This window comes from Kribbella sp. NPDC023855, assembly GCF_040639475.1.
Taxonomy (GTDB): domain Bacteria; phylum Actinomycetota; class Actinomycetes; order Propionibacteriales; family Kribbellaceae; genus Kribbella.
This window is the reverse complement of the sequence record NZ_JBFAAA010000032.1, coordinates 1-3,322: the sequence shown is the minus strand read 5'-3', so window position 1 is coordinate 3,322 and position 3,322 is coordinate 1. Positions and strand designations below refer to the sequence as shown.

The 3,322-nt window shown below is 66.0% G+C and carries 3 protein-coding genes; all 3 read left to right on the top strand.

Annotated elements, in window-relative coordinates:
- The first annotated feature begins 235 nt into the window (after positions 1-235).
- Complete coding sequence (locus AB0F51_RS39905) at positions 236-1,360, top strand: site-specific integrase (RefSeq protein WP_360289134.1); 1,125 nt, start codon at positions 236-238, stop codon at positions 1,358-1,360.
- The gene (locus AB0F51_RS39900) at positions 1,357-1,695 is read left to right on the top strand and encodes a helix-turn-helix transcriptional regulator (RefSeq protein ID WP_360289132.1); all 339 of its coding nucleotides are present in this window, start codon (positions 1,357-1,359) and stop codon (positions 1,693-1,695) included. Before AB0F51_RS39905 ends, AB0F51_RS39900 begins: the two co-directional genes overlap by 4 nt.
- 110 nt (positions 1,696-1,805) lie before the next feature.
- Complete coding sequence (locus tag AB0F51_RS39895) at positions 1,806-3,239, top strand: hypothetical protein (RefSeq protein WP_360289130.1); 1,434 nt, start codon at positions 1,806-1,808, stop codon at positions 3,237-3,239.
- The last annotated feature ends 83 nt before the right edge of the window (positions 3,240-3,322 follow it).

The following is a 3,322-nucleotide window of genomic DNA, read 5'->3' as shown; positions in this document are numbered from 1 at the left end:
AAGGCGTTTCTAGCGCCGAAACGGCTGGATGCGATCTGGCGACGGTGTGGGATGTGCCGGGTTTTGCGCTCCACCGCTGGTCAGCGGGAGGCCGGTTGTCGCGATCCGAAAGTGACGTTAGCGGAGATCTTGCCGCTGGGTTATCTGGATAGTTAGCTGACCTGCGCTCTTCCCGGCGGCTCGCATCTGATGCGATGATCCCGCATCTGATGCGGGCGAGCGGAGAGTGGTTTCGGTGCAGGATCGCGGTGATGTTCCGGGCGCGGCCGGCCTGGTTCTGGTTGATGGAGTGTCGCTGCTTCACCCCGAGGAGCAGGTGTTCGAGGCGATGCTCCTGGGTTTTGCGAATCAGCAGTTGGCCAGGAATTTGGCGTTCCCGACGGTGCAGAATCGCGAGCATCACCTGCGGGCGTTTGCCCGTCATGCTGATGCTTTCCCGTGGGCGTGGTCGTCGCATCTGGCCGATGACTGGTTCAGTGATCTGCGCGCGGTGCGGCACGTGTCGCGGTCGACCGTGCGCAGTTACCAGGTCGCGATCCGCTGCTTCTGCGCCTACCTGATCGACCCGGCCTATGGCTGGGCCGGTGAGTGCGAGCTGCGGTTCGGGACGCATCCGATCCAGGTCATTCACGAGGTCAACGCGGCCGCGCATGTGGCTGATTGCGAGGCTGGGCCGGCGCGGCGGGCGTTCACCCGGGCCGAACTGCAGGCCCTGTTTGACCACGCCGACGACGAGGTCGCACGCAAACGCGCGCTCGGTCGCAAGGGCTGGCTGTCGGCGTTTCGCGACGCGACGATCTTCAAGATCGCCTACGGCTACGGGACCCGCCGCAACGAAACCCGGATGCTCGATGCCGCCGACTTCGGCCGAAACCCCGACGGGCCCGAGTTCGGCGAGTACGGCGTCTGCTACGTCCGGCACGGCAAAGCGCAACGCGGATCACCACCCAAACGCCGCTCCGTCCTGGCGGTCTGGGCGTGGACCAGCGAGGTTCTCGAGCAGTGGTTCACCGAGATCCGGCCCTGCTTCGGGACACCGAACAACCCAGCCGCCTGGCCGTCGGAACGCGGCCCGCGGGTCGGGGTGCAGCAACTGAACAAGCGGCTCGCGGCCTACCGCGACGCACTCGGGATGGAACCTGGCCTGGACTTCCATTCGCTGCGACGCTCCTATGTGACGCACCTGATCGAGGACGGCTGGGACCCGCGGTTCGTGCAAGAACAGGTCGGCCACGATCACGCCTCGACCACCTCGATCTACACCTGCGTGTCCTCGGACTACCGCACCCGCACACTCCGCACAGCCCTGGACACCATGGTGTCCGAGGCCTTGAACCCGTCAACAGGAGGCACTCGATGAAAGGTCAGAAACGGGTCGTCAGCTATCAGTGGCGGCTGCGGGAAGTGATGGCCGAACACCAGATCTTCGCCACCACCGAACTCGTGCCACTGCTGCACGAACGGGGCATCGACTTGTCTGCCTCGCAGGTCCACCGGCTCGTCACCGGCACACCCGAACGCCTGTCAATGGCCGTGCTCGCAGCCCTCTGCGACATCTTCGCCATCGAACCCAGCGAACTGATCACCACCGACGCAGTCAACATCGGCGTCCGCAAAACAGCCGGCGGCGACGCCCCAACGAGGGCATCTGCTGCCGGGCTACGCCCCAAACGCGCCCGCATCACCGATCTCTAGTGACCCCGAAACAGCCGCAGGATCAGGCCCAGAAGACCTGCGCTCGCTGTCACCGGCCGCTGCGAACCAGCGGCTCATCCCAGCCGGATGATGCCTCTGGCGCAGGCCGGGTGGTCGTGGCCAACAAGCACTGGCCGGAGGGACCGATCTGCTCGGGATGCTTCGCGCTGGCCTGCGAAACCTACGGCCACTGCACCGGCTGCGGCGTCGACCGGATGCTGCCCGGCCTTAGCGCGACCGGCGAAGGGTTGTGCACCGACTGCGCCGGCGGGCTCGGTGACTACACCTGCACCCGGTGCGGACAAGAAGGCTGGCGCCACTACGCCGGCATCTGCGGCCGCTGCGTCCTCACCGAGCGGCTCACCACCATCCTCGACAACGGCACCGGCACCATCCGCCCCGAACTCACGCCACTGTTCGAGTCGATCTGCGCCATGCCCAGACCACGCTCCGGGATCCTCTGGCTGTCCAGACCCCATGTCCTACCGATCCTTCAAGCCCTTGCCCACGGGGACGTTCCGCTCACCCACGACGGGCTGAGCACGCTCACGCCCTGGCGCTCGGTCGCCTACGTCCGCGACCTCCTGGTCGCCTGCGGGACCCTGCGGCCGATCGACCGTTTCCTGTTCCTGTTCGAGCAATGGCTACCGACATGGCTCGACGGCATCGACAATCCCGAGCACCGCAAACTGCTGCACCGCTTCGGCACCTGGCACCTACTCCGACGCCTCAGGGCAGCTGCACAAACAGGTCCGATCGGGCACTGCCGAAATCAAAACGCCCGATCCCACCTCCGCCAAGCCGCGGCCTTTCTCGCCGATCTATCCGCTTACGGACGCTCCCCGCAGCAGTGCACCCAGGCAGACCTGAACCGCTGGTTCGCCACCGCGCCGCGCAGCGCCGGACAGGGCGCCAGGGCCTTCCTGCGCTGGGCCATCGACCACCACCACATCCCACGCCTCACGCTGCCCGCCACGGTCAGCGGCCACTCCCCGCCGATCAGCAACCGCCAACGCATAGACCTCATCCGGCGGATCCACACCGACCACACCATCGCCGCGATCGACCGGGTGATCGCGCTGCTCATCCTGCTCTACGCCCAACCACTCACCCGGATCGTCCGCCTCACCCTGGCCGACATCACCCATGATGGCGACCACCTACTGATCCGTCTCGGCGACCCACCCAGCCCCGTCCCCGAACCTTTCGCCGACATCATCACCACCTACGTGAGCGGCCGCCCAAACCTCGCTACCGCCACCAACCCCGACAGCCAACTGCTGTTTCCCGGCCGCCGCGCAGGCCAACCCATCCACCCCACCAGCATCCGGCTCCGCCTGCAGAAACTCGGCATCCCCAACCTCAACGCCAGAACCAGAGCAATCCGTGAACTGTTGCTCCAGGCACCAGCCCCCGTCGTGGCAACAATGCTCAACTACAACAACCAACGCGCAACAAGGATCGCCGCCGAAGCCGGCACCACCTACAAGACCTACGCCGCCAGCCGCAGCTCCAGCACCACACCAACCACCGGCCAGCCCTGACGACCGCAAACCTGCCCCACGCCAACCGTTGAACCAGCATGAGCTCTGGCGACAGTCGAACACGACACACCACCAGTATTCAG

What these genes read in the sequence shown, in the direction of transcription:
- AB0F51_RS39900 (WP_360289132.1), top strand. Translation starts at nt 1,357, where the DNA reads ATGAAAGGTCAGAAACGGGTCGTCAGCTATCAGTGGCGGCTGCGGGAA.